General features: G+C 69.2%; 27 protein-coding genes. 15 read left to right on the top strand and 12 right to left on the bottom strand.

Going from position 1 to position 23,124, the window contains the following annotated elements; translation table 11 throughout:
* Positions 1 to 24 precede the first annotated feature (24 nt).
* Positions 25 to 441, top strand: coding sequence for a hypothetical protein (locus tag WME79_RS31390; RefSeq protein ID WP_437522316.1), 417 nt, complete (start codon positions 25 to 27; stop codon positions 439 to 441).
* Between the two features lie 59 nt (positions 442 to 500).
* Entirely contained in the window at positions 501 to 755 is a 255-nt protein-coding gene (locus WME79_RS31385; RefSeq protein WP_437539983.1) for a hypothetical protein, read from the top strand.
* On the opposite strand, the gene WME79_RS31380 is transcribed toward WME79_RS31385, so the two are convergent.
* Together WME79_RS31380 and WME79_RS31375 are read right to left on the bottom strand one after the other, a co-directional pair.
* The gene (locus WME79_RS31380; protein ID WP_437540122.1) at positions 671 to 892 is read right to left on the bottom strand and encodes a hypothetical protein; all 222 of its coding nucleotides are present in this window, start codon (positions 890 to 892) and stop codon (positions 671 to 673) included. The two genes, WME79_RS31385 and WME79_RS31380, sit on opposite strands and share 85 nt — an antisense overlap.
* A gap of 66 nt (positions 893 to 958) precedes the next feature.
* Entirely contained in the window at positions 959 to 1,618 is a 660-nt protein-coding gene (locus WME79_RS31375) for a TetR family transcriptional regulator (protein ID WP_437522314.1), read from the bottom strand.
* Between the two features lie 47 nt (positions 1,619 to 1,665).
* On the opposite strand from WME79_RS31375, the gene WME79_RS31370 reads away from it, so the two are divergent.
* From WME79_RS31370 to WME79_RS31330, 9 genes are all read left to right on the top strand, one after another.
* Entirely contained in the window at positions 1,666 to 2,547 is an 882-nt protein-coding gene (locus WME79_RS31370) for a CPBP family intramembrane glutamic endopeptidase (RefSeq protein ID WP_437522312.1), read from the top strand.
* A gap of 227 nt (positions 2,548 to 2,774) precedes the next feature.
* On the top strand, positions 2,775 to 3,068 hold the full coding sequence (locus WME79_RS31365) for a hypothetical protein (RefSeq protein WP_437522311.1): 294 nt from the start codon (positions 2,775 to 2,777) through the stop codon (positions 3,066 to 3,068).
* Positions 3,065 to 3,190 carry a hypothetical protein gene (locus WME79_RS31360; RefSeq protein WP_437522309.1) on the top strand — a complete coding sequence of 42 codons (126 nt, stop codon included), beginning with the start codon at positions 3,065 to 3,067 and terminating at the stop codon, positions 3,188 to 3,190. The genes WME79_RS31365 and WME79_RS31360 overlap by 4 nt, the downstream gene beginning before the upstream one ends.
* 684 nt (positions 3,191 to 3,874) lie before the next feature.
* Entirely contained in the window at positions 3,875 to 4,075 is a 201-nt protein-coding gene (locus WME79_RS31355; protein WP_437522307.1) for a hypothetical protein, read from the top strand.
* A 7-nt stretch (positions 4,076 to 4,082) separates the two neighbouring features.
* A complete protein-coding gene (locus tag WME79_RS31350) occupies positions 4,083 to 4,316 on the top strand; it encodes a hypothetical protein (protein ID WP_437522305.1) in 234 nt (77 codons plus the stop codon).
* Between the two features lie 75 nt (positions 4,317 to 4,391).
* Positions 4,392 to 5,039, top strand: a complete 648-nt coding sequence (locus WME79_RS31345) for a DUF47 domain-containing protein (protein WP_437522303.1) — start codon at positions 4,392 to 4,394, stop codon at positions 5,037 to 5,039.
* Between the two features lie 10 nt (positions 5,040 to 5,049).
* Positions 5,050 to 6,060 carry an anion permease gene (locus WME79_RS31340; RefSeq protein WP_437522301.1) on the top strand — a complete coding sequence of 337 codons (1,011 nt, stop codon included), beginning with the start codon at positions 5,050 to 5,052 and terminating at the stop codon, positions 6,058 to 6,060.
* 111 nt (positions 6,061 to 6,171) lie between these two features.
* Positions 6,172 to 6,885: a response regulator transcription factor gene (locus WME79_RS31335; RefSeq protein WP_437522300.1), complete on the top strand. Its 714-nt coding sequence runs from the start codon at positions 6,172 to 6,174 to the stop codon at positions 6,883 to 6,885.
* A gap of 3 nt (positions 6,886 to 6,888) precedes the next feature.
* Positions 6,889 to 8,256, top strand: a complete 1,368-nt coding sequence (locus tag WME79_RS31330) for a sensor histidine kinase (protein ID WP_437522298.1) — start codon at positions 6,889 to 6,891, stop codon at positions 8,254 to 8,256.
* A gap of 124 nt (positions 8,257 to 8,380) precedes the next feature.
* On the opposite strand, the gene lysA is transcribed toward WME79_RS31330, so the two are convergent.
* From lysA to WME79_RS31310, 4 genes are all read right to left on the bottom strand, one after another.
* On the bottom strand, positions 8,381 to 9,688 hold the full coding sequence (lysA, locus tag WME79_RS31325) for a diaminopimelate decarboxylase (RefSeq protein WP_437522296.1): 1,308 nt from the start codon (positions 9,686 to 9,688) through the stop codon (positions 8,381 to 8,383).
* Positions 9,689 to 9,880: 192 nt separating this feature from the next.
* Positions 9,881 to 11,437 (bottom strand): phospholipase D-like domain-containing protein, encoded by a 1,557-nt coding sequence (locus tag WME79_RS31320; RefSeq protein WP_437522294.1) that lies wholly within the window; start codon positions 11,435 to 11,437, stop codon positions 9,881 to 9,883.
* A 7-nt stretch (positions 11,438 to 11,444) separates the two neighbouring features.
* Positions 11,445 to 11,666 (bottom strand): hypothetical protein, encoded by a 222-nt coding sequence (locus WME79_RS31315; protein WP_437522292.1) that lies wholly within the window; start codon positions 11,664 to 11,666, stop codon positions 11,445 to 11,447.
* A gap of 267 nt (positions 11,667 to 11,933) precedes the next feature.
* Positions 11,934 to 12,476: a hypothetical protein gene (locus tag WME79_RS31310; protein WP_437522290.1), complete on the bottom strand. Its 543-nt coding sequence runs from the start codon at positions 12,474 to 12,476 to the stop codon at positions 11,934 to 11,936.
* 127 nt (positions 12,477 to 12,603) lie between these two features.
* Here WME79_RS31310 and WME79_RS31305 point away from each other — a divergent pair, with 127 nt between their 5' ends.
* Positions 12,604 to 12,981: a hypothetical protein gene (locus tag WME79_RS31305; protein ID WP_437522288.1), complete on the top strand. Its 378-nt coding sequence runs from the start codon at positions 12,604 to 12,606 to the stop codon at positions 12,979 to 12,981.
* Between the two features lie 215 nt (positions 12,982 to 13,196).
* Here the strand turns inward: WME79_RS31305 and WME79_RS31300 are convergent, their stop codons facing one another.
* From WME79_RS31300 to WME79_RS31275, 6 genes are all read right to left on the bottom strand, one after another.
* Positions 13,197 to 14,414 carry a ferritin-like domain-containing protein gene (locus WME79_RS31300; protein WP_437522286.1) on the bottom strand — a complete coding sequence of 406 codons (1,218 nt, stop codon included), beginning with the start codon at positions 14,412 to 14,414 and terminating at the stop codon, positions 13,197 to 13,199.
* Positions 14,415 to 14,690: 276 nt separating this feature from the next.
* On the bottom strand, positions 14,691 to 15,476 hold the full coding sequence (locus WME79_RS31295; protein WP_437522284.1) for a hypothetical protein: 786 nt from the start codon (positions 15,474 to 15,476) through the stop codon (positions 14,691 to 14,693).
* 594 nt (positions 15,477 to 16,070) lie between these two features.
* Entirely contained in the window at positions 16,071 to 17,492 is a 1,422-nt protein-coding gene (locus tag WME79_RS31290) for a glucuronyl esterase domain-containing protein (RefSeq protein WP_437522282.1), read from the bottom strand.
* 1,087 nt (positions 17,493 to 18,579) lie between these two features.
* Entirely contained in the window at positions 18,580 to 19,785 is a 1,206-nt protein-coding gene (locus tag WME79_RS31285) for a glycoside hydrolase family 11 protein (RefSeq protein ID WP_437522280.1), read from the bottom strand.
* Between the two features lie 619 nt (positions 19,786 to 20,404).
* Positions 20,405 to 20,584: a hypothetical protein gene (locus WME79_RS31280; protein ID WP_437522279.1), complete on the bottom strand. Its 180-nt coding sequence runs from the start codon at positions 20,582 to 20,584 to the stop codon at positions 20,405 to 20,407.
* 113 nt (positions 20,585 to 20,697) lie between these two features.
* On the bottom strand, positions 20,698 to 21,276 hold the full coding sequence (locus WME79_RS31275) for a hypothetical protein (RefSeq protein WP_437522277.1): 579 nt from the start codon (positions 21,274 to 21,276) through the stop codon (positions 20,698 to 20,700).
* A 180-nt stretch (positions 21,277 to 21,456) separates the two neighbouring features.
* On the opposite strand from WME79_RS31275, the gene WME79_RS31270 reads away from it, so the two are divergent.
* The 3 genes from WME79_RS31270 to WME79_RS31260 all read left to right on the top strand — a co-directional run bounded on the left by WME79_RS31270 (position 21,457) and on the right by WME79_RS31260 (position 23,122).
* Positions 21,457 to 21,780: a 4Fe-4S dicluster domain-containing protein gene (locus WME79_RS31270; protein WP_437522275.1), complete on the top strand. Its 324-nt coding sequence runs from the start codon at positions 21,457 to 21,459 to the stop codon at positions 21,778 to 21,780.
* A 179-nt stretch (positions 21,781 to 21,959) separates the two neighbouring features.
* The gene (locus WME79_RS31265; RefSeq protein WP_437522273.1) at positions 21,960 to 22,583 is read left to right on the top strand and encodes a hypothetical protein; all 624 of its coding nucleotides are present in this window, start codon (positions 21,960 to 21,962) and stop codon (positions 22,581 to 22,583) included.
* Entirely contained in the window at positions 22,580 to 23,122 is a 543-nt protein-coding gene (locus WME79_RS31260; protein WP_437522271.1) for a hypothetical protein, read from the top strand. The genes WME79_RS31265 and WME79_RS31260 overlap by 4 nt, the downstream gene beginning before the upstream one ends.
* Positions 23,123 to 23,124: the final 2 nt, after the last annotated feature.

The raw sequence follows: 23,124 nt of genomic DNA, 5'->3' as shown, positions 1-23,124 counted from the left end.
TCGACGGACACAATGATCATATCGATGGGAGAAGCGCTGAAGGCCCACCGGCAGGTCGTGTCGGAGATGGCGGCCAAACGTCTGGGCCGGCCGCTGACGACGAGAGAAGCTAGCTGTCTTGAGCGCGTGAGTTCGCTGATGATGCTTGAGGTGATGGAAAGCGAGATGCAGAGCTTGTCTCCGCAGCAGATCGAGCATCTCCTGAATGCCCCAGACATTCCCGCGGACGCGCTCGGCTGTGCGCAGTGCGGGCGAATTCTGGCGCAACTGGACCATTCAGGGGATGCTTTCGACCCAGCGCCTGACGTTCTCGCCGCTGGAGGCGCGGTCGCGATACCGAACTTCGGTTGGTTCTGCAGCCAGGAATGCGGCGAGGAGTACGAGCGCATCCGCGGCACTCGATTCGCGCGAGATGCGTCGGGTCGGATCCACTATGAGTGAACGCGATGGTGCCGTCGAACGCCATGGCGTTGGGCATCACAGGGGCAGGGAGGAATTGCATGTCTTCTGCTGGCACTCCCAAGTATTGGTTTCCCGCTAAGCGCTACGGTTGGGGGTGGGGCTTGCCCTCTGCGTGGCAAGGTTGGGTCGTCCTCCTTATCTATTTCGCGTTGGTCCTTGGCGGCATTCCGTTCGTTCAGGCCACCAAGGGGAGCGTTGTCTACATTGCCTACGTATCCGTCCTCACGGCAGCCCTCATCGCCATCTGCTGGCTTACGGGTGAACCTCCCCGTTGGCGGTGGGGGAAGCGGTGATGCTTATCGATCCGCCGCAAGAGCTCGAGGAAGGCGGTCGTCGTGACGGCCTCCAGGTGGTGCGCGCGGAGCCTCTCGATCCTCGGCTTCACCGTCTCGTAGGTGATGCCCGCCTGGAGGACCGCTTCCGCTCTCATCAAGCCTTGCAGGCGCGCGCATCGCGCAGGTGGCATCCCGACACTTCGTGAGCGCGCCTCACCGCGTCACGCGCTCTCTCCCAACCGGCCCGCCGGCTCGATGTACGGCGCGAGGTAGCGACAGACCGCCTTCTTCGCCTCCTCGACGTAGAGCGCGCCCTGCTGCTCGTCCTGCTGTGCGGCGAGGGCGAGCAGCGTTGAGGCCATGTACAGCGCGCTCTGCGCGACGACGCGCCGCTCGGCGGGCGCGAGCGCCGGCGTCAGCGGCGAGAGGATCGCCTCGACCCGCGCCGAGAACTCGTCCCCCCACGCCGCGGCCGTCGAGAGCAGCGCGCTGGACAGCTGCACGCCAAACCACAGCTCCCGGTAGCCGGGCTCCGTCCTGTAGAACGCCGCGAGCGCGTCGAGCCAGCGCTCGGTCAGCGCGCGCCACGAGCCCGGCGGCGCCTCCGCGAGCGCCGCCTCGGTCCGCGCCCGCAGCCGCTCCAGGTAACGCCCCGTCAGCGCGTGGAGCACGGCCTCCTTGTTCGGGAAGAACTCGTAGACCGAGCCGATGGACGTCCGCGCCCGCGCCGCGATGGCGTTCGTGGTGACCGCGTCGAGCCCGCGCGACGCGAGCAGCGCCGCCGTCGCGTCGAGGATCCGCTCCTTGCGCCGCTGGCTCCTCGCCTGCAGCGGCACCCGGCGGGGCGCGGTCGACGGCGGCTTCTTGCGCTTCGTGGCCATGCGCCGAGCGTACTTGACAAACTGAACAAAAGCTCGACTATATCCGAGTGAAAGCTCAACTTTTGGAGCGGTTCGGCCAGATGGAGCAGATCGAGCCGTCTGGCGCGGCGCCGGCCGGCGCTACGCCAGTCGGCGAGGCCGCCGGGCGGGTGGGGGCGCCCCGCCTTGGCTGGCCTGGGCTCTGCGCTGTTTCTGCCGCGACGCTCGCCTACGCCGCGTACCCGTCGGCCGCGGAGGATCGCGCCCTCAGCCTCGCCTGCTTCGGCGTCGCGCTCGCCTCCCTGCTCGCGGTGGCGCGCGCGCCGGACCGGGCGGCGCTCCACGGCCCGCTCCTCGCCGTGCTCACGCTCGCACCCGCGGCGGTGGGGCTTATCGTGCCCTGGCCGCTCTCCCTGGCCGCGCCGCTCGTCGTGCTCGCGCTGCTCGCGTGCGCCGTGCCGGCGCTCCGGTCGTCGATGCCGCCGCTGCGGCGCGGGGCGTTCGGGCCTCTGGTCCTCGGTTGGATCGCGGCGGTCGTCCTCGTCTCCGCGCTCGCGCTCGTGCTCTGGGTCCGGCTGATGCGGCCCGATCTGACGCAGATGCGGGCCCTGATGCCGCCCGTCTCGCTGCCTCTGTTGCTCCTCGGCGGCCTGGGGTTCGCGCTCTTCAACGCCCTCCTCGAGGAAGCGGTGTTCCGCCTGGTGTTCCTCGGATCGCTGGACGCCGTGACGACCTCCGGCTGGACCGCGGTGCTCGTCCAGGCGGCTGCCTTCGGGCTCCTCCACCTGAGCGGCTTCCCGAGCGGCGCCGTCGGCGTCGGCCTGGCGGCGATCTACGCCGTGATGCTCGGCGTGCTCCGGCGCCGCGCGGGCGGCCTCCTCGCGCCGTACGTGGCGCACGTCGCCGCCGATCTCACCATCTTCGCGCTGCTGCTGACCTGGACGCGGTGACCCGCGGCCCCGCCTCTCCGCCGGCGGGTGCGGCGGAGAAGCAGGACGCCTGGCTGCCTGCTCAGGCCGTTCGGAGCCATTGCCGCTGACGGGCGGCGGAGTAGCGTCCGTGAGGGCACGCCGCCCTGCCCGAGGCACCATGAGCATCCAGGTCCCCATCGGCATCGACGACTTCCGCCGGCTCCGCGAGCTGGGACCTCAAGGGCAATCCGCATCTGTTCAAGGCGGTGCTCACGGGCGTCCTGCGCGTGGCCCGGGAGAGCAGCTTTTCAGGTCTCAACAACGTGGCTGCCTACTCGCTGCTCGCGCCGGAGTTCGACACCTGCTTCGGGTTCACGGAGCGCGAGGTCGAGTCGCTGCTCACGAGGTCTGGCCGGCTTGAACGGCTCCCGTCGCTGCGCGCCTGGTACAACGGGTACCTCTTCGGCGACACCGTCGTCTACAACCCGTGGAGCGTCCTGAATTTCCGCTCTACCAGGTGCGGTCGAATCGCGAGTCGGGGCGCGGGCGGCCGGACGTGATCATCCGCCCGGCGCAGCCGGGGAGGCCGGGCGTGGTGCTCGAGCTGAAGGTGGCGCGAGCGGGCAAGACGCTGGAGCGGGCGCTCGACGAGGGGATCGAGCAGATCCGGCGGAACGACTAGTCCGCGGAGCTGCGGGCGGCGGGGGCATCGCCGGTCCTCGCGATGGCGGTCGCGTTCGATGGGAAGGTCGTGCGGGCGGCGCGCGCCTCAGGAGCGGTCGCGCCGTGAAGCTCCGCGCAGCCGGAATTCGCGCGCGTCCGGCACAGGACCGTTAACAATCGCAAACACTGGCTTCATCGGGAGCTCACGGCACCGCAGCAAGGTGAGGGGGTTCGTCATCTGTCCGGGGGAGGCCTCCACGAGCAAGGCTCTCCCTGCGAGGTGGCATTGCATTCTATCTGACGGATCAACGACGGAGGGTCTGCGGTGCGTAAGATACGATTGGTATGGACGTTGACTGCGGCGATGGCGTTCGGGCCAGGGCTCGCCTTGGCGCAGCCGGCGGCGCCATCCCGAGAGCACCAACAGAAGCCAGGGGCCGGTCTCGACGCCGCGCCTCGTGGTGATCGGGGCGGTAGGCCGCGCGAGCCGGCTGGAAAGCCGGTCGAGCCGGCGCAGGGCGGGGATGGGTACGCACACAAGCCAGGCGAGCCGCCCGGCAAGCGCGGCGAGCCGCTCGGCAATGGGAAGGTCGACGAGCAAAAGCACGGCACGCCGCCGGCGCCGCGCCGGGCCGATGACGATGACGATGACGATGAACGAGCTGCTCGACGCAGGGCCCAGGTCGAAAAGGAGCGCCCTGCGGTGGACAAGGCGCTGAAGACCCGGCCGATGGACGACGCCCTCCGGCAGGAGATCAAGCGCCACGCCGAGCGTATCGCCCGGATCGAGCGAATCCAGAGGCTCGCCGAGCAGTCCGGCGACACGGCGACGGTGGCGCGCGCGAAGAAGCTCCTGGAACAGGAGAACGCTCGCTATTCCACGTACCTGAATACACGAAAGTAGGCGACCCATGAAGCAGTTGTCCTGGAACAGCGCCCTCCTGCTCTGCCTCCTCCTGGCCGGATGCAAGGACGGCTCGGCAGCGTCCGAGGGCGCGCCCACCAGCGGCCCCACGCAGGCGCGCCCCGTGGCGGACACAGAGATCGCGGTCCCGGCCGATTACGAAGAAAGCGCGGCCACCGAAATCACCACGGATAATTACAAGAAGGCGCTCGACGATATCGAAGGCGAGCTCAAACGGTGACGCCCCGCTCGCCCCGCCGATCCGGTAGTCACCCCCTCGATGCTGGGAGGGCGCCCCTCGCCAAGGAGATGTACAATGTGGCTCGATCGGGTCATCCAATCGCTTTTGCCGCGTGAAGAGCACTTCTTCGACCTGCTCGAGCGGGGCGCCGACTGCGCGCTGCAGAGCGCCAACCTGCTGTCCGAGTGTTGCAGGGCCAAGAATGCCAGTGAGAGGCAGGCCCTGGTCTCACGGATCACCGACGTCGAGCACGCCGCCGACGCGGTGATCCGCGACGTCTACGACGCTCTCAACAAGACGTTCGTCACGCCGCTCGATCGCTCCGACATCTACGCCCTGGCGACCGACCTCGAGAACGTCTCCGATCGCATCCACTCCACCATGATGCGGGTCGTGGTCCACGCCATGGAGGATCTCCCGCCGGTGAGCCAGGAGCTCGCCGCCAGGATCCTGGTGGGTTGCGAGGAGATCCACAGCGCGGTCAAGCTGCTCCGGGGGATGAAGCGGGTGGCGGAGATCAACCGGCATTGTGATGCCATCGCCCTGCTCGAGCACGACGGCGATCAGATCTTCCGCTCGGCGATCGTCGAGCTCTTCAACACCGAGAAGGACGCCATCCACCTCATCAAGCACAAGGAGTTCCTCGAGGGGCTCGAGAACACGCTCGACGCCTGCGATGACGTCGCCAACGCGCTGCAGGCGCTGGTGATCAAGAACGCCTGAGGGGCGCGGCATGAACACTCTCCTCGTCACGCTGACCCTCGTGATCGTGGTCGCCCTCGTCTTCGATTACATCAACGGCTTCCACGACACGGCCAACGCCATCGCCACGGTGGTGAGCACCGGTGTCCTCCCCATCCGCACCGCGGTGCTGCTCGCGGCGTTGTTCAATTTCGGGGGCGCGCTCACCGGCACGGCGGTGGCGAGCACCATCGGGAAAGGGCTCATCGTCCCTTCGGCGGTGAGCCAGGTGGTGGTACTCAGCGCCCTCGTGGGCGCGATCTTCTGGAACCTCTTCACCTGGTATTTCGGTATCCCGTCGTCGTCGTCCCACGCCCTCGTGGGCGGGCTCGTGGGCGCGGGCGCCGGGCGGGCGGGCACCGCGGCCGTGCAGGGGGCGGGGCTCTTGAAGGTGGTCAAGAGCCTGATCATCAGCCCCCTCGTGGGCTTCGTGATCTCCTTCCTCGGGATGATCCTTATCTTCTGGATCGTCCGGCGCACCCGGCCGGCGGTGGTCAATCGGCGCTTCCGGATCCTGCAGATGCTCTCCGCGGGCTTCATGGCGCTCTCGCACGGGAGCAACGACGCCCAGAAGACCATGGGCATCATCACCATGGCGCTGGTCGCGTACGGCGCGATCCCCGCGGGCCACGGCGACTTCCGGGTGCCGCTCTGGGTGGTCCTCGCCTGCGCGGCGGCGATGGCCCTCGGTACGGCGGCGGGCGGGGTGCGGATCATCAAGACCATGGGCACCAAGATCATCGACCTCAAGCCAATTCATGGCTTCGCGGCCGAGACCAGCGCGGCGGCGACCATCTTGACCTCGTCGTTCCTGGGGATGCCGGTGTCGACAACACACGTGATCACCGGCTGCATCCTGGGCGCGGGCGCGAGCCAGCGGGTGAGCGCGGTGCGCTGGGGCGTGACCACGCGCATCCTCTGGGCGTGGGTGCTCACCATCCCGGTGAGCGCCGTCGTGGCCTTTGCCTGTTATCGTGGGCTCTCGTCGGTCCTCGGCGGTTGAGCGTCGGCGCGTCGTAGGCTGCAGGCCGAGCAGCTCGCCCGCTCGCCTGCTGTTTGTTAAGCAACGGTTAGCGATCCACCGGCCCGGCGCTCGGATGGTAGACTGCCGTCGATGACGGCAGCGGAGAGAAGCGTGACCTCGATCGTCTACATCGAGGATGACGAGAAGCTCGCGCGTCTCACGGCGAGGTACCTGGAGTCGCACAACGTACGCGTCACGCTCGTGACCGATCCCCGGGAGGGCATCGCCTCCGTCCTGCGCGAGCGCCCCGACGTCGTTCTTCTGGACCTCATGTTGCCCGAGATCGATGGCTTCGAGGTTTGCCAGAAGCTCCGGGCCCGCGTGCATACGCCGATCATCATGGTCACGGCGCGCGGGGAAGAGGCGGATCGCGTGATGGGCCTCGAAGGAGGGGCGGACGACTACATCCCGAAGCCGTTTTCCGCGCGAGAGTTATTGGCGCGCATCCGGGCGCAGGCGCGGCGCGCCCGTGGTCTCGCGGGCCCCACGGCGGAGCGCCAGCTCGTCGCCGGCTCACTCACGATCGATCCCTCCGCGCGGAGGGCGACCTTGCGCGGCGAGGATCTCTCGCTCACGACCTACGAGTTCGATCTGCTTTACGTCCTCGCCGGGCGTGCGGGGCGCGTCCTCACGCGCGAGCAGCTCGTGGATCTCGTGCGGGGCAGCGCGGACGAGGCCTTCGATCGTTCGATCGACGTGCACGTCTCGCACCTCCGGAAGAAGCTGGGCGATGACCCGAAGAGCCCGCGGATCATCAAGACCGTTCGTGGTATTGGCTATGTGTTCGCGATCGACCGGATGTGAGCCATGGGCCTCCGTGATCTCTTGCGCGCGCGGCTGGCCCTCCGCATTTATCTCGTGGGGCTCGCGCAGTTCGCCGTCGTCGCGGCCGGCTTCATCGCCATCCTCGTGATCAACCGGCCCAAGCCCGGAGGTCCACGCGAGGATCAGATTCGCTTCGTCACCCACCTGGTCGCGCGTTCGCTCGGCGAGCCGCGCGCGCTCCAGGATGTCCTTGAGAGCGCGCAGAGCGAGCTACACGCCACGGTCACGGTCCTCGATCCGGACGGCGCCGTCGTCGCGACCAACGCGCCCTCCGGGGTCCCCGTCTGCTCGCCGATCACCCCGGACAACCCCCCGAATCATGGAAGTCCACCTTGTTATGTGAAGCCGCTGCGTTTCCCCGACGGACGTGACGGGCGCGTCGAGCAAATCACCCCCCGGATGCCGCCGCCGCCGCCGCCTATCGATGGGGTACGCGTGGTCGCGATGGTCCTCGTGGTCGTGGGCATCGCGTCGTGGCTTCTGGCGCGCACGCTCACGCGGCCGCTGCGCCGGCTCTCGACCGCGGCGCATGCCTTCGGCAGCGGAGATCTGAAGGCGCGGGCGGCCCTGCCGAACCGCGACGAGCTCGGCGATGTGTCCCGCGCCTTCGATGAGATGGCCGAGCGCGTGACCGGGCTCTTGCGGGCCGAGAGGGAGCTCCTCGCCAACGTCTCGCACGAGCTGCGCACGCCCCTCTCGCGGATTCGCATGGCCCTCGCGCTGGTCTCCGAGGCGGAAGGGGACGTCGCCGTCGCGCGGGAGATGTTCGGTGAGATTGGCGGGGATCTCGACGAGCTCGAGCGGCTCATCTCTGACGTCCTCACGGCCGCGCGGCTCGATTTCGAGGACGCAGCGTCGCCGGCCTGCATTCCCCCGCTCCGGCGCGATCGCGTGGATGTTCATGATCTGCTCACGCACGCTGCGTCGCGCTTTCGCGCAGCGCATCCCAGGAGGACGCTGCGGGTCGACGTGCCGGCGGTCTTGCCCCCCGTGGACGCGGACCCCGTGCTCCTGCGGCGTGTCTTCGACAACCTGCTCGAAAACGCCCACAAATACACGGAGCAAGCCACGGCGCCGATCGAGCTCATCGCGCGGGGGGATGAGGAGATCACGATCGACGTGATCGACAAGGGCATCGGGATCGCCGCCGACGACCTGCCGCGCATATTTCGCCCGTTTTATCGCGTCGACAAGAGCCGCACCCGCGCGACCGGCGGCCTCGGTCTGGGCCTCCCGCTGGCGAAGCGGATCGTCGACGCCCACGGGGGCAAGATCGAGCTCGTCAGCGCGCCGAACGAGGGGACACGCGCGCGCGTGCGGCTCCCGATCGCGCGCGATCCGGTAGCCTGACAACGAGAACGCCGATCACGTTGCCACGTTGATCGAGCGTGATATGAGCCGCCACGGCCAAGGCGACCCGGTCTGGAACGAGGGCCTGGTCGCCGATCCGAGCGCCGGCGAGGTTCGAATTAGCTCAGCCGCAGCCGGGCGAGCTCGGCTGCTCTCCCGCCGCCGCGCGCAGGCGCTCCTTGATGTCGTCGGACAGGCACATCCGCGAGACCATGTCCTCGAACGTGTCGCGCCGCCGGATCAGCCGGCTCTTCCCGCCGTCGACGAGCACCTCGGCCGGCCGCAGCCGGCCGTTGTAGTCGTAGCTCATCACGTGGCCATACGCGCCCGCGTCCATCAGGACGACAACGTCCCCCTCGGCGACGTCCGCGGGGAACTCGCGCTCCGCGATCCACATATCCGTGTTCTCACAGACCTGGCCCGTCATCGCCATCGGCGCCGTCTGGCCGCGGCGGCCGTTGATCCGCACCTCGTGGTACGCGCCGTACATCACCGGGCGCGCCATCGTGTTCATCGAGATGTCCGTGCCGATGATCGTCTTGTATCCCTGCTTGATCGAGATCACCCGCCCGAGCACGTAGCCCGCGTCCCCGACGAAGTAGCGCCCCGGCTCCATGACGAGGCGCGGCTCCTTCAGGCCGTGCTCCGCGCACTTCTTCCGGACCATCGCGGCGATCCCGCGGGCGACGGCCTCCACGTCGAGCGGCGGCTGCTCCCGCCGGTAGGGGATGCCGAGCCCGCCGCCGATGTCCACGAACGCGAGGTCGAAGCCGAGCTTCCGGGCCACCGGGCCGATCAGGTCGAGCAGCTTGCCCGTGACGTGCGCGAAGTTCTCCGGCTTGTGCGCCTGCGAGTGAGGCATCATGTGCACCCCGAGCCGCTCGACCCCGTTCTCGAGCGCGGTGCGATAGGCCTCCTCCACGTAGCGCGGGTGGATCCCGAACTTCGCGGACGGGCCCGCGAACGGCTTGAGATCGGGGGTCGCGATGTCCTCGCCGCTCGGGTTGATCCGGAACGACATACAGCGCGGCTTCCCGATCGAGAACAGGCGCTTCAGGATGCCGTGGTCATCCACGTTGAAGTTCACCCCGGCGCGCAGCCCCGCGGCCAGGTCCTCGTCCGAGAGGCTGTTGCCCGTGTAGATGATCCGCTCGCCCGAGAGCCCGAGCGCCTGCGCCAGGCGGATCTCGTTCGGGCTCGCGGCGTCCACGCCCGAGCCCTCGTCGACCAGGAGCTTCGCTATCTCCAGGTTGTTGCACGCCTTGATGGCATAAAAGACGGACACCTCCGGGTAATTGCCGCGCAGCGCCCGCGTGAGTCGACGGAAGTTCTCCCGGATGCGCTCGGCATCGTAGGCATAGAGCGGTGTTCCGTATTGCTCCGCGAGGTCGCGGACCGAAATGCCCCCGATCTTGATCTCTGCCTCTTGCATACTCCTCGTCGCGTCAACGCTTCAACTTTGAGAGACAACCTGAAGAAACCGTTCGCAATTCCGCGGCACAGCCTACCATGTGCCCCTGGCGGCCGGAAGGGGCGCGCCCTGCCTCGGGGTCCAGGAAGGCCGCCGGTAGCCGCGCCCGCGCCCGCGCGTCCCAGGCGCTCGCCCGGGGCGCCTCGCGCGCGGCTATTTCGCGGGGTCCCGGCTGGTGAACAGGTGCCGCCAGAGCGCGCCGAGCCCGCCCACGAAGAGGGAGCCCTGGCGCTGGTCGATGTCCTCGACCGCGGCGGGGTCGAACGGCAGCTGCTGCGGGTCGATCACCTCGAGCAGGGCGCGCTCGTCCGCCGTGGGCGAGGGGTGGAGCCTCAACCGGCACGAGCTCCCAGGCGTGCGCGGCCCGGTCGCCGGGCTCGCCAGCCGGTCGAGGCAGGCGACGAGGTCGTCCACCCGATCGAAGTCGGCGTCCCCCAGGTGCTCGCCGATGAGCGACGCGCGCGCCGCGCGGATCGAGCGGCCCAGCGCGTCGTCGGGGTCGTCGGTCTCGACCGAGGCGTTGATCTCCGTGTCGATCGAGAGGCTGCGGTTCGTCAGGTTGGCGGAGCCCACGGTGAGGAAGCGGTCGTCGACGATCATCACCTTCGAGTGGATGTACGTGGCGCGCTCGGCGGTCTCGTCCTCGCCGCACGCCGGCAGGGTGTAGTAGACGCCGAGGCGATGGCCGGTCTCGGCCGCCACGTCGCGCAGCCCGCCGAGCACCTTGGCTTGGGAGAGGCCGACGGCGATCTGCTCCTTCATCGTCTCGGCCTCCATGTTGAGAAGGAGCACCACGTCGAGGAGCGGCCGGCCCTCGGCGCGCATCCGCCGCGCGAGCCCCTCGGCGATGACGTGAGAGCTGAAGTACTGGGTCTCGATGTAGATGAAGCGCTCCGCGGCGTCGATGGCGTCGAGGTAGAGGTCGCGTATCTCCGTGCGGTGCGGGGCGCCGGTGGGCGCGCCGTGCGGATCGGTGCGGCTCAGCGTGACGCGCGCCGCCGCGAGCGGGGTGCCGCCCTCGGGCCGGTAGTCGGGGAACGTCGGCTCGGCCCCGTCGAGGTCCGGCAGCGTGATGTCCACGCCGCCCGCGCGCCGCCAGCGATCCGTGAAGATCTCGGTCAGCGCCTGCGCGACCGCGCGGCCGCGCAGGTAGGCCTGCACGTCGTGAAACGGCTTGTGCGGCTCTCCTCGGCTGACGCGGAGCGGGTTCTTGTTCGCGTGGCTGCGGTCGTCCCAGCGGTGGTCGCAGAGGTCGAGGCCGCCGAGGAACGAGAGCTCGCCGTCCACCACCACGAACTTCTGGTGGTGCGAGGCGCGCTCGACGTGGGTGGCGTCGAAGAGGAAGCGCAGGCGATGGTTCGTCCACTCGAAGACGAGCTGCTGGAGCCACTCGCGCTCGAGCGCGAACACGAGGTGGAAGTCCCATGCGAGGATGAAGATCTGGAGATCGGGGCTCCTCTCGCAGAGGTGGTTCAGGAACTTGAGCAGCGTGATCGGGCTCGACACCTGCTCCTCCCTGCCGCCCCGGAGCAGGGCGACGTCGCTGTCGAACTGCCAGCCGGCGAGGAGCAGATACCGCCGCGCCCTGGACGCGACCCGGTAGAACTCGGGGTAATACTCGTCGGCGTCGACGAGCAGGCCGATGTCGTCCACCGGGGTGTCGCACCACGTGTGGCGCCGAGGATCGATGATCGTCCGTGCACCCATCATCGCGCGCCTACGGCTTCAGGTGCTCCTCGATGAGCCGCTTCAGGCCCGCGACGTCGGGCCGGGTCCCGCTCGCTTCGCCGATGACGGCGAGCCGCTCCGCCTCGTCGCGCGAGAGATCGGGGCATATCCACTCCAGCAACGCTGCCCAGTCCGGCGCGCCGTCGCAGCTATAGCAGTCATCGGGGATGGGCGTATTGTCGGGGAAATTCCGGAAAACCAGGTACGGCATCGCATCTACCTTCGTGCCGGGATCACGATCGTGTCGTCATTGCATCGTCACCGCGGCTCGCGCGCGTCCGCGGAGCGCTCGCCACCTCGGCTATGGCGCCGGCGGAGCCAGGGAGCAAGCGTGCCCGGGGCCGCTTCGCCGGCGGGCCGCGCCCGGAGCGGGGTGCGGTGCGCGTTCAGGGGAGAAGCAGGAAGGAGGGCGCGCGGCGCGCGCGATGGCGGTCAGGTCATCGCGCTGGCACAACCCGCGCGCCGGCCTCCGGTCGTGTCAGGGGGCGCAGCCGATCCGCTCCGGCGCGACCGCCACATCGTCATACCACATCGTCCGCGCCGGGCCGTGGAAGCCGAGGTAGCCGAAGCTGAACGACTTGTAGTCGAGCTTGTCCCAGCCGGTCTTGTCGATGATCTTGGTGCCGCCGGCGTAGACCTGGACGTCGCCCTTGGTGCCGTCGAAGTAGGCCTCCATGCAGTGCCACTGATCCTTGGGGAGCTTCACACCGCCGCTCCCGCACTGGGTGGCGCCGCCCGTGGACAGGACGACCGCGTCGTGCAGGTTCAACACGATCTGGCAGTACTGCTCGGCGACCTCCACGTTGTGGCCCTCGTTCGGCTCGCCGCTGCCCGTCATGGCCTGGAAATAGGCGTTGTGCTCGGCCTGGCCGATATCGACGCTGCTGCGCACGTAGAGCCGGACCCAGAACTTCGACCCGGGCGCCGGGACGGAGAGCATCCTCCAGTCGTAGCCGCTGCCCCCCGGGTTCACGCGCAGCGCGCGCGAGCCGGCGTGGAAGACCGATGTGTCGATCGCCATGTTCTTCAACGCATCTTGCGCCTGGTACGAGGGGCGGTAGGTCGCGCCCTCGGGCAGCCCGTCGCCCTCGAAGTCGGAGCAGAACGTCGCGTTCGCCGGGCACCCGCCGGTCGGCGTCCCGCTGCCGGTGCTCGACGTGGCGCTCGTCTCGGGCGTCCCAGTGCTCGTGGTGCTGTTGCTGGTGCTGCTGCTGGTGTCGCCACCGCCGCCGCTGCTGCTGCTGCTGCTGCCGTTGCTGGTGCTGGTGCTGCTGCCGTTGCTGGTGCTGCTGCCGTTGCTGGTGCTGCTGCCGTTGCTGCTGCTGGCGGGGTTGCCCGCGCCCGAGCTCACGCTCGAGGCGCCGCCGGTCCCCGCGCCGCTGCCGCCTGCGCCCCCCGTTTCCGTGGCGTCGAGTGCGCCGTCCGAGCAGCCCGCCGCCGCAGCGGACAGGGCCAGACAGGAGATCCCAACCCAAGTGAAGCGTGCGATTTCGCGATGGAAAGTCATGTTGATGCCCGAAGGGTGATAGGCCCGTTCGCCGGAGCTGCGCGCTGCCGCAGCGCGGCACGTCTGCCGGTGATCCTTAAGAAACTGCCGCTGCGCCGAGGCGCGACCAGCGTTCGACGCGGCTCACAGCTCTAGCAGAATTCGCCGCACCTCGGGAGGCGTTCTTCCGGGTCCAGATGGACCGTAAACTTCTCAGCCGAGCGGCGGGCGCGGACGGCGCGGCGCCTGGGCGGGCTAGACAGCCAATGAGGCGGAGGGCGAGCTTGCGGCGGCGCTCCCCGGCGAGGCGGATGCGCCGAGCAGGGCCGCGGCGGCGGGGCGCACGACCTCGTCGAGCGCGCGGCGGAGGGCGGCGGCGATCTCCGCAGCGCCGAGCCGCCCGTGGGCCGTGAGCTCGGAGCCCGCCGCGGCGCCGCTCACGAAGCCGGCCAGCACCTCCTCGCCCGCCGCGAAGGCGTCGATGACGGCGGCGCGCACCTCGGCGCCGCCCGTGGCGACGGCCCACGCGACCGCGCGCCACGCGAGCTCGGCGTGGCGCGCCTCGTCCGCGGCGATCGCGGTGAGCGCGGCGCGGACCGCGGGATCCTGGGCGTGACCGAGCTGCTCGGCCGCCAGCACCGCGGCGAGCGTCTCGGCGACGCAGCCCTCGCGTACGGCGCTCGCGGCGACGGCGGCGAGGTCCGCGCTCACCGCGACCGCGCCTCCGAAGGGGAACGCCGAGGCGCCGACGGGCGCGCCGCCGTACGCGCCGGCCAGCGCAAAGCAGAGGCGCGCGTGGCGGATCTCATCGATCGCGGCGCGGTGAGCGGCCTCCACGAGCTCGGGCGGGGCCCCCACGGCGAGGAGCTCGAGCGCGAACCGCCCGAACGAGGCGACCGAGGCGTGCTCCAGCAGCGCGTCGCTCGTCCAGGCGCGGGCGAGCGTCGCGCGCGCCTCGGCGGAGAGCCCGCGGACATCGGGCGCCGTCTCGTCCGCGGCTCGCCACGCGGCGCCGGGCACCGCGGCGGCATGGAGCGCGCGCGCGCCGACGAGGAACGGCCGCCCCGTGCCGCAGCTGCTCGACCCCTCTGGCACGATCATGTAGCAGCACTGCTCCGTCGCCGGATCGAGCTCCGGCGCGCTCACCATCTGCGGCGGCATCCCGCAGATGTTGCTCGGGAGCTGCGGCGTGGCGGCTTCGCTCGAGGGGCAGCTGCCGTCGGCCGATGCCGGGATACAGACCCTCTCGGGCACCGGCGGAGGATCCCCGCCCGGCTCCTCGGCGCCGCCCTGCCCACCGGCGCCGCCCTCTCCAGGGGTGTCGTCCTGAGCCCCGCCGGAGCTGGGTTGCTGAGAGGGGATGCTCACGTCGCCGCCGCAGGCCACGTGAGCGAGCGATGGTGCGGCCGCGAGCGTAAGGAAGTGCACGAGGCGAGCGGCGAGGGTACGGCGAAAGATCAGACTCGTATCCATGAGGACTCCCATAGAAGGCGATACGACGGCGGTCTCGCGCAATAGTGCAAGCTGTGCGCCAGCATGACAGGCCGGGATTTGCGGCTTTGTCAGGCCAGGAGAGGGCCAGGGTATGCCTACCTGTGCCAGCAGGGATGGGAAGAGCGCATGGCCACGTGGCTGCGGAGAGGTCGTCCTCCGCGCTCGCCGCCTTGGCCGGCCCGCGTCTCCTGTCGCTCGCTCCGATTCTGTGAGGCGCTCTCACGAGAGCCGCGGCCCCGGAATGAGAGCGGTCTGTCACAGCGGGAGACAACCTGGATGCACGGAGTGCACATAGTCGTCGGCGTCGCCGACGATCTGAACGACGGCGCTCCCCATCGGGCATTTGACCCCGAAACCTGTGCTGTGCATGTTGCCGATGCCGGGGCCGACATTGACGCTATCGCTCATCTTCCACGCTTCGATCGTCTGACACAGCAGCTCGACCCGGTAAACCTGGGTGTCGACCCAGATGTTGATCCCGACCAGGACCTGGTTCGCAGGGCAGATCACGCTGCCCGGACCGCCGCCGTTGCCGCCGGCGGTCACGGTCTGGAAGGCAGTGCCAAGGGTTCCGTCGCTGGCGAGCGGCGCGCAGATCAGGCCGATTTGATCGATCGAGCCGCCGCTCCGGCCGTGGACGCCGACGGCCACGTTGCCGCTACCGCAGGGGATTACGTAAGAGATGTCGTCGCCGGTGCCGCCGGTGCCGCCGGTGCCGCCGGCGCCGCCTGTGCCGCCAGCGCCGCCGGTGCCGCCAGCGCCGCCTGTGCCGCTAGCGCCGCCGGTGCCGCCAGCGCCGCCCGTGCCTCCGGTGCCGCCCATGTCGCCGCCGCCCACGTCACCGCCGGCCGTACCACCGCCGGTCGTACCACCGCCGCTGCCGCCAGCGCCGCCGCCCGTCGCGCCGGCAGTGCCCGAGAAGTCGAGATTGTCGACCCCCGAGATCGCGTTGCATGCCGCGCTCCAGCAGACGAGGGCGAGCGCCGTGGCCATGATCGTCGCGAGAGGCTTGGTCGTCCGGACTGCTGCGTGTTCTCTCATCAGAAGCTCCCGTGGCGGATGATCTGGCCGGACCCGAAGCTCGCCTGGAGGGCTGACGAGTCCGAGGGGCCGAGGCGCGGGGTGGGGTCAACCAGGGTGGGTCGGGTTGGCGGCATGAGGTCTCCCCCTTCGGGGATCGAGGTCTCGGTGCGGGCGGTGGTTTGCTTTGCCGAGGCCTGGCTGACCCGGAGGGGGCGGTCGTCGTGCCGGACGGTCAGCGACGAGGGCAGCCAGGACGTTCGGCGTGACCATACCTGCGAGAATGGCCGGAAGGAACCTGAACGTCGCCTCGGAGGCCTTCGGGAAAGCGCTGCCGGCGAGCGGCAGGCCTGAGCCGGGGAGGCAAGGGCCGGGGCGTGCGCGGGCGACGCCCCGCTCGCCGCGCGTGCATGGCGACGTCATGGCGGACCTGCGACGCCGCGGGGAGCGGCGGGATCAGCGCGGCCAAGGGCCGGCTCCGCGGTGGGGGAGCTGAGCGCGCCCGATGCGCGTGTCGAGGCAGCGCTGCGTGGAGGGCGGTTCGATGAGAATGGAGAGCACGACCCCCACGCCGGCGGGGTCAGGTTCGGGGCGAAGCGCGGAGGACGCCGGCGATCACTGCAGCGTGGGAGTAGTCCAGTCGATCCATGCACCCAGATCGGCGGTGGCGACCGGCTGCGGCTCCATTCTGCCGTCCGCGGGCGCCTTCCGGGTCAGGTGGGCCCGGATGGCCCTTCGGAGCGGCTCCGCCTGCTCCGCATAGAACGCGCAATGATTGTGCGGGTCGGACGGCCTGCCGCCGTGATAAGCGACGTTCTTCTCCACGCCGAGCGCCTTGTACACCTCTCCGCCGGCCGCGGTGGCCGCATGTTGGGCGATCGAGCCCAGCTCACCGATGCGCGAGTTGTCCAGGACGAGCAATCCGCGTGGTGCGTACATGGCGACCAGCGAGTGCGTGTCTGCCGGGATGACATTCACCTTGCTTCTGTAGTTGCCGAACACGGTCCCGAACCACCCCTGCGCTTCGCTCCAGGCGGAGTCCAGCGACTGGGCCGACTTGCCGTTCGGGCCCTTCGGATTGGTGTTCACGATCCGGAAAGCAGAGACGCCGCCGGTGCCGGACTCCTGCGGGATCCCCAGCGCGATCCGCTCATCGAACGCGCCGATGGTGAACGCGCCCTTGCCCAGCCTGGAGCAACCGGTGACGCCGATGGCCGTGGGATCGATGATATCGTTCCGCCCCGCGTCCCGCTCGTCGACCAGCACGTCGATGATGCGGCTCACGCCCCACGCCCACCCGACCTGAGCGCTGGCGCCGGTGTTGCCATAGATGTTCGAGAACAGGCCGCTTCTGCTCGTCTCGCTCGAGATGGTGCCGTTGTTGTAGTTGATCGTGGCGACCCCCTCCGAGGTGAGGATGGATCGGTCCAGGCTCCCCCCGCCCAGCCCGATGATGGCCGGAACGGGGCCGCTCGTGCCCGCCGGGATGCTCACCGCGACGCTGAAGTCGATGCTCTTGCCGCCGTGCTCCACGTGCACCTTGATGGAGCTGCTGGTCACCGACCCGGTGACCTTCTCGGGTCTGCCCGGCTTCTCGCCGTGAATGAACGTCTCGACGGCCTTCTTCAGCTCAGCCCGTCGGCAGCGCCACTCCGACTTCTTGGACATGCGTGTGCCGCTGAAAGACGCAAACAGGTCCGGCAGCTTGGCGTTGGTCGCCTCCTTGGGCTCGCCGGTGTCGCAGTCCTCGCCGTAAAACTCTTTGAAGTCAGGATTGTAGACCTCACCGCTGCCGCCGCCGGTGCCATCGCTGCCGCCGCTGCCCGTCTGATCACCCGTGCCGGTGCTATCGCTGCCGCCGTCGCCACCAGTACCGCCGGCCGGCGAGACGGCCCCAGTCGAGACGCTGGTGCTGCTGGTCCCGGTGGTGCCGCTGGCGCCGCTGGCGCCGCTGGTGCCGCTGGTGCCGCCAGAGGTGGAGGCGCCGCTGCTAGACGCGGAGGTCCCGCCCGTCTCGTCGGGCGTCCCGTCCTCCATTACAGGTCCGCATGCGAGTCCAATGAGGGAGAGACCCGCTGCCAATACTGTACAATCCGCTGCTCGTGCGCGCGCGAGTTTTGCCATGGCCTCCAATTCCCGCGCTCGAGAACTTTGATCCCCAGATCAAAGTCCACCTTCTCGCCCTCTGCACCAGCTCAACTCCGCTGCACGGAATCCAGAGGCGCTGGTAGTTTCTGGTTTCAATGCGTCCAGAGGGCGGGGAAGGCAAAATGGTTCGACGATGTCAAGGATGAATTGCCTCGCGCACCTCGGGTGACAGGGGCGTGGCGGTCGCCGGTGGGGGGCGTCCTTCGGGCTCGCGCCGGCCGCGGCGGCTTGGCGCTGCGCGTCGAGGAGCGCGAGCGCCTCGCGCGTCTTGCCGGCGCGGGCGAGCGCGACGGCGTGGGTCGCCGCCAGCGCCTCGCGCACGGGGCCGGAGGCGTGGTCGTCCAGCCCGTGAACCTGACCCGTGGCGGTCCCGTCAAGCCCACCCAGGGCCGTCGGAATCGGTGCCCCGGTGCTCTTGAATCGGTGCCTAAAGGGTGGGAATCGGTGCCCAGGTCAGAGCGGAACAAGCACCCTGGTCAGATCGAGATACGCAGCACTGGCCACGTGTCGACTCCGGAGACTTGATTGACCACGTGCTGGCTGCCATGCCTGGGAGATCGCTTTGGATGCACGCGGGCGACGCATGATTGCCATTGCGAGCGAGGGCGATCGGCGACCTCGTTCATGCCGAGGGGCAAGAGCCATGGTCTGGGGCACCTGGTGGGCATGCCTCCGCTCCTGCCTCGGGTGACGCGACACGTTGCGGCTCTCGCGGCCGCACAGCGCGCGCGGCGCGCGCGGCGCGCCCGCGAGCCTCGCCGAGAGCGCGGTGTTCTTGTCGCGCAGCGGGACCAAAGCCCGAGCGCCGGCTCGATCAGCTCCGGAAGCTGCCCGGTGGCCGCCCGCTGCTCGAGCGTGCGCCGCGTGTCTGCAAGATGGGTGGGGAGTTGTGCCTGGGACTGAAGAAGTCTGGGCACGTGGCGCGCGGGATGGTCATCCCGCGCGCGTTCATCATGCGATGCTCAAGGCCGAGCGCTCACTTCATCGACACGTTCACGCTGGCGCTCCCGCTGCTCTGGTAGCCCTCCACGACCATGGAGACCTCGTACAAGTTCCCCATCTTCATCCCCAGGCGATCCCACGCGTTGAAGTGGTTGGCGACGGTGATGGTTCCGCTCGTGCGCTTCTGCTGCCGGACGCTCCAGAACTGATAGAAGGTCGTGTTGCCTTCGATCGACGGCTGGTTGACTCGCTGGGTCCGATAGATGTCATAGGTGCCCCCGTCGCTGGTGACGGTGCCCATGAATCCTTGGCCGCCCGGCGGACGCCAGGTGCCCCAGCTGTCGACGATGTAGTACTCCACGAGCGGGCTCTTCGTCCACCCGTAGACGCCCAGGTACGAGTTGCCGTTCGGCCGGTAGTCGGCCGAGTAGGTCACGATCTGGTTCTTGGACCCGGGCCTCAGGCCTTTACGGCCCAGCAGGTTGTTGATGTTGTTCCAGTCGACGTTGAAGCCGGTCGCCGTGTTGGTCTGGCATCCGCTCCCGGTGTCCTTCCAGTACTCGAAGGTGTAGCCGCAGTGGGTGCCCGTCTGATTGGCGCAGACCTGCTGGTTGGGTGACGTGCACGTGCTGCCGCCGCCGTTGCCGCCCGACCCGCCGTTGCCGCCCGACCCGCCGGCGCCGCCAGCCCCGCTACCTCCTCCTCCCGTGCTGCTGCTGGACGAGCTGGAGCTGCTGCTGGACGAGCTGGAGCTGCTGCTGGACGAGCTGGAGCTGCTGCTCGACGACGAGGCTGAGCTCGAGCCGTCGACCGTGCCGCCGGTGCCGGTGACCGAGGTGATCGTGGGCCGCCCGCTGCCGTTCGCGCAGAACCCCCACTGCGTCGAGGAGCCCTTGGCGATCCCGCCGTTATGGCTCACGTTCGTGGCGGTGAACTGCCCGCCCGACTCCGCGACGTTCACGTTCCACGAGTTGCTCCTCGTGGAGCCGTTGAGCGCGACGACGACGTTCCAGCCGGTGGTCGCCGGGCTGCGGGAGTTGTTCTTCACCGTCACGTTCGCGCAGTAGCCGCTTCCCCAGTCCGAGGAGATGGCGACGTTCGCCGACACCGAGCGGTCCGCGCTGTCCAGCGCGCCATCCAGAGCCTCGATGTCCTCGTCCACGATGTTCTCGACGCTGCACGCCAGCAGGCCACAAGCGATCGAAGCGGATAAGTAGCCAAGTAAGGGAACGATGCGCATTTAAGATTCTCCATGATCGGATCGGCGGAGTCGCGGGCCTCTGCTCGAGATGGATTTGTGAACCATCGAGACAGACGCGAGCCCTCCGAGCCCTTGGTTAAAGTTCAAAATTTCCGGCCAACGTGCTCGTGATCCGGAGATCACGGATGCGCCCGCGGGCCTGCGCCGACCACATGCCTGGCAATCACGATGTTTGTCGGACAGATGCTCACATGCGAACACCCCGTGTGACGGGGCCGGGCATCAATTCGGAGAAAGCAAGAACAACTCGAAAGCGCAGCCACAAGAAGCAAGTAGCCCCGGCAGGTACCTCACCCGGAGTCAGCCCCTGTACGATCCTGCAACCGACTGCGGCCCCCGGCCGAGAACGGTCCGGATCGCCAAGGGAGATTAACATATTCACACAGACAAGAGGGGAAAGTCAAGACTCTTTTCTAAGTCGCGTCCGCTTTTTCTATTCGCTTTCCCCGGCTCGTCCAGCAGCGTCTTGGCATGCTGCTGTCCCACGAGACCAAGATCCAGTCACGTTGCGCGCATAGGTCTGATGATAGAACCCGGATTTGTTCACTCTCCTGGAAAAACAACGAACTCTCGAAAAGCCGGCTTCCGGTCGATCTGGTCATCCGGTCTTGCGGTGAAACTCCACGAAGAACAGTGCCTGACCGTCGAGGTCGAACTGATGCAGCAGCTCTGATACGACGATCCTGGGGCGCTCCGGATCCAGCGGCGTCTCTCGACCGCCGAGTCCGCCGGTGCGATGGCGGGGCCGGCCGGAGACCTCGGAGACCATGTGGATCACGCCCCACACACCGGATCTGGTCGCATGGGTTGACGAGCCTCTCGGTCGTCAGCCCTTCTCTCCGTCCTTCCGGATCCCGAGCTTCCGCATCTTGCTTTGCAGCGTCGTCGGCTTCAGCCCCAGCGCCGCCGCGGCCCCGTCCTCTCCTTGCCCGTGCCCGTCTCGCCGCGCACCAGCACGGTCGTGTCCTGTCGCGCGACGAGCGGCACCATCTGCTGGAAGATCGCCCGCATCGCCGGGCCCACCGCGACAACCTCCCTCGGCAGGGCGACGCGATCGAGCTCCTCCTTGAGCGTCCGCTTCTCCCCCTGCGCGCGGCGCGCGATGGCCGCGACGCGCCCGAGGACCTGCACCTGCCGCAGTGCCACGGCGAGCAGGCGACCGATCGCCTCGAGCAGGGCGGGCGAGACGTCGAGCGCCGCGCCGTCGCCGAGCGCCATCGTGGCGCAGCCGACGGCGCCCTCCGCGTCGCGGAGCGCGAAGACGGCGATCGTCTCGCCGCCCGCGCCGCGCCGGACCTCCGGCGCGCCGGGCGCGGCCGCGCCGCGGCGCAGATCGAGCCGCCGCAGCGGGAGATGGCGCGAGAGCGCGGCGCTCACCGCAGGGACGAGCGTCGCCTCGGTGTGCGCGCGGGCCGAGGCCTCGCCGAGGTCGGCGAGCAGGAGAAGGGCGTGATCGGCGGAGGCGGTCATCGTGCGCGGAGCGAGGCCGACGAAATGGCGTTGCGCCGCACCGTAGGGGCGTTGCCTGGACCGCACAAGGCCGGCGAAAGCCCGGGAAAAGCCGCTCGGGCCGCGGGCACGCGCCCTGCTCACCGCCGAAGGAGGGAGAGGAGAGCGCGCGGACGACCGCGCCACGGAAAGGAACCCTTCATGGCCCACGTCATCGCCGAGCCCTGCGTCGCCACGTGTGATACCGCCTGTGTCCCCGTCTGCCCCGTGGACTGCATCCACGGCCCGCTCGCGGCGGACGAGATCTCGCGCATTCCCGAGGGAGAGCGGAAGACACGCCTCGCCGGTCTCCAGCTCTACATCGATCCCGAGTCGTGCATCTGCTGCGCCGCCTGCGAGAACGAGTGCCCGGTGGGGGCCATCTTCGATGAAGACGAGCTGCCGGCCGAGTGGCAGCGCTACCGGGAGATCAACGCCCGCTTCTTCGACGACCGCGCGAAGGAGCGCGCTCCCGAGGGGGCCTGAGCGCAGCTCGGGAGCGGCCGATATCGACGGGCGACACGAGGAGAGGCGGAGGTGGCTGCGGGGCGTTGACAGCCCGGAGTCGCCGCGATGTCATGGCCTTCTCCTCCGTGCTCCGCCTACCTGTCAGCTTCCAAGCGCGCGCGATGTGCATCGGGCTCTGCTGTGCGGCGCTCGCATGCATGGCGCCTCCCGGCCCGAAGGGCGTGCTTCTCTTCCTCGCGTCTCCGGCGGGGCCGGGCGTCGCCGCGCTGGCGCTGATGGCGCTGGGGACGTCGATCGAGGAGCTCGGTAGGATCCGGCGCATCCGCATCGGCGTGGGCCTCTGTATCGTGGCCGCCGCGCTCGTCGCGGCCGGCGGGCTGTGGGGCGCCGCGCTGCCCGCGCTCAAGCCGTCGCTCGCCTGGTTTGCCTGGCTTCTTTATGGCGCCGGCGCGATCGGCGTCGGCCTCGCGTGCCGGCGTGACATCGCGGTCTTCCGCGATCCCCGTCACGGTCAATCCGTCCGTCTGGAGTCGATCTCGGCCGATGCCGTTCGTCTCACCGCCAACGGGGCTCCGGTCACCATCCCCGCCGCTCAGATCCGCAGCGTGAGCCTCGGTGCCGGCCTTGAAGGGCGGGGCGTCTTCGTCCTCGTTGGAAGCCGGGACAAGGTGATCGGTGACGCGCGCGCGCTGCCCTGGGTCGCTGCCCATCGGGACGGCGACACCTTCCTCTTGACCGAGCACCAGGCGGCGCTCGACGCAGAGGTCTTGGCCGTGCGGCTGCACGAGGCAGCTTCCGCCAGCGGAGGGGATTATCGATGAAGGCGAGCGAACACGCGGTGGACGACGATCTCGAGATCCCGCTCCGCCGTCCCTACCTGGAGCTCCTCCTGAGCGCCTTCTTCTTTGCGGTCTGCGCGGCGGTCCTCACCCATCGGGCCCAGACGAACGACCGCGGCCTGATCCTGAACGGGATCATCCATTTCGAGCCCGGAGGCGCCGACGTGTTCTACGCGGTGCTGGCGGTCCTGTCAGCGGTGTTCACCGCGCTCGGCGTCCTCGTCGCTGCGCGGTTTGCGGCGCTCAAGGAGTTCCGGATCGTCCTTGGTCCTCGATCGATCACCTTGCCGTCGATGCATCCGCTCCGTGGCGCCCGGGAGGTGACCGTGCCGCTCGATCGCGTCGAGTCCGTGGAGCTGCACCCCCCGGCCAAGCCGATCACGCTGGTGATCCGCGAGGACGATCGCTCCCACAGCATCCCGCAGCGCTGGCTCCCCAAGGGCAGGTCGGCCGAGGAGGTCGCCGGCGCGATCATCGCGCGGGTGCGGGGATCACAAGCGGGGCAGCGCGCCGGCGGGTAGCG

It is taken from the genome of Sorangium sp. So ce726 (assembly GCF_051521405.1).
GTDB lineage: Bacteria > Myxococcota_A > Polyangia > Polyangiales > Polyangiaceae > Sorangium.
Note: the sequence above shows the minus strand (reverse complement) of the source record. Positions and strands in the feature narration are given on the sequence as shown.

Bases quoted from the DNA above. Each gene is read 5' to 3' on its own strand.
- WME79_RS31390 (WP_437522316.1), top strand. From the start codon at position 25: ATGGGAGAAGCGCTGAAGGCCCACCGGCAGGTCGTGTCGGAGATGGCG.
- WME79_RS31385 (WP_437539983.1), top strand. From the start codon at position 501: ATGTCTTCTGCTGGCACTCCCAAGTATTGGTTTCCCGCTAAGCGCTAC.
- WME79_RS31380 (WP_437540122.1), bottom strand. From the start codon at position 892: ATGAGAGCGGAAGCGGTCCTCCAGGCGGGCATCACCTACGAGACGGTG.
- WME79_RS31375 (WP_437522314.1), bottom strand. From the start codon at position 1,618: ATGGCCACGAAGCGCAAGAAGCCGCCGTCGACCGCGCCCCGCCGGGTG.
- WME79_RS31350 (WP_437522305.1), top strand. From the start codon at position 4,083: ATGAAGCAGTTGTCCTGGAACAGCGCCCTCCTGCTCTGCCTCCTCCTG.
- WME79_RS31345 (WP_437522303.1), top strand. From the start codon at position 4,392: ATGTGGCTCGATCGGGTCATCCAATCGCTTTTGCCGCGTGAAGAGCAC.
- WME79_RS31340 (WP_437522301.1), top strand. From the start codon at position 5,050: ATGAACACTCTCCTCGTCACGCTGACCCTCGTGATCGTGGTCGCCCTC.
- WME79_RS31335 (WP_437522300.1), top strand. From the start codon at position 6,172: ATGACGGCAGCGGAGAGAAGCGTGACCTCGATCGTCTACATCGAGGAT.
- WME79_RS31330 (WP_437522298.1), top strand. From the start codon at position 6,889: ATGGGCCTCCGTGATCTCTTGCGCGCGCGGCTGGCCCTCCGCATTTAT.
- lysA (WP_437522296.1), bottom strand. From the start codon at position 9,688: ATGCAAGAGGCAGAGATCAAGATCGGGGGCATTTCGGTCCGCGACCTC.
- WME79_RS31320 (WP_437522294.1), bottom strand. From the start codon at position 11,437: ATGATGGGTGCACGGACGATCATCGATCCTCGGCGCCACACGTGGTGC.
- WME79_RS31315 (WP_437522292.1), bottom strand. From the start codon at position 11,666: ATGCCGTACCTGGTTTTCCGGAATTTCCCCGACAATACGCCCATCCCC.
- WME79_RS31310 (WP_437522290.1), bottom strand. From the start codon at position 12,476: ATGGCGATCGACACATCGGTCTTCCACGCCGGCTCGCGCGCGCTGCGC.
- WME79_RS31300 (WP_437522286.1), bottom strand. From the start codon at position 14,414: ATGGATACGAGTCTGATCTTTCGCCGTACCCTCGCCGCTCGCCTCGTG.
- WME79_RS31295 (WP_437522284.1), bottom strand. From the start codon at position 15,476: ATGAGAGAACACGCAGCAGTCCGGACGACCAAGCCTCTCGCGACGATC.
- WME79_RS31290 (WP_437522282.1), bottom strand. From the start codon at position 17,492: ATGGAGGACGGGACGCCCGACGAGACGGGCGGGACCTCCGCGTCTAGC.
- WME79_RS31285 (WP_437522280.1), bottom strand. From the start codon at position 19,785: ATGCGCATCGTTCCCTTACTTGGCTACTTATCCGCTTCGATCGCTTGT.
- WME79_RS31275 (WP_437522277.1), bottom strand. From the start codon at position 21,276: ATGACCGCCTCCGCCGATCACGCCCTTCTCCTGCTCGCCGACCTCGGC.
- WME79_RS31270 (WP_437522275.1), top strand. From the start codon at position 21,457: ATGGCCCACGTCATCGCCGAGCCCTGCGTCGCCACGTGTGATACCGCC.
- WME79_RS31265 (WP_437522273.1), top strand. From the start codon at position 21,960: ATGGCGCCTCCCGGCCCGAAGGGCGTGCTTCTCTTCCTCGCGTCTCCG.
- WME79_RS31260 (WP_437522271.1), top strand. From the start codon at position 22,580: ATGAAGGCGAGCGAACACGCGGTGGACGACGATCTCGAGATCCCGCTC.